The organism is Vibrio sp. 2130-1 (genome assembly GCF_033339515.1).
This window is the reverse complement of record NZ_JAWOUT010000637.1, coordinates 1-541: the sequence shown is the minus strand read 5'-3', so window position 1 is coordinate 541 and position 541 is coordinate 1. Positions and strand designations below refer to the sequence as shown.

1 protein-coding gene is annotated in these 541 nt (G+C 46.0%); it reads left to right on the top strand.

Annotation, left to right across the window (positions count from 1 at the left end; genetic code table 11):
• Positions 1-516: GGDEF domain-containing protein (locus tag R7Q09_RS27845; protein ID WP_025536531.1), on the top strand; the 516-nt coding region annotated here is incomplete at its 5' end.
• Positions 517-541: the final 25 nt, after the last annotated feature.

Genomic DNA, 541 nt, shown 5'->3' with positions numbered 1-541 from the left:
CGTCGCCGCTTAGACGACCAGACACAGCGAATGTTGCTTGATCCACTCACGAAGGTTTACAACCGAACAGCATTTAACGATCGTCTTGAGCTCGAATACCGTCGTTGGATTCGCTCTCAACAAAATCTACGAGTGGTACTGTTTGATGTCGATAACTTCAAAGCCGTAAACGACAGTTATGGTTATACCGCTGGTGATAAAGCGCTGAAGATCATCGCTCGAGCCATCAATAAGCGCGTGTCTGATACCGAAACCGTCGCTCGCTTTGGCGGTGAAGAGTTTATTCTGCTGATCCCAGAACAAAGTGAAGAATACACGTTAGAGCTGATGAAGAATATTCAGCGCGATATCTGTCAGCTGCCGTTTAAGTTCCGCGAGCAAAACATCATCATTACTCTGACAGCCGTCTCTACTTCATTTAAGGAATCAGACGCACCAGAATATGTGCTCGATCGCCTTGGGCAAATGCTCACTGACGCTAAAAAACGGGGCACAAACCAGCTAAACTGGAACTAAAAACCGTTCAAAAAACAAGCAAACA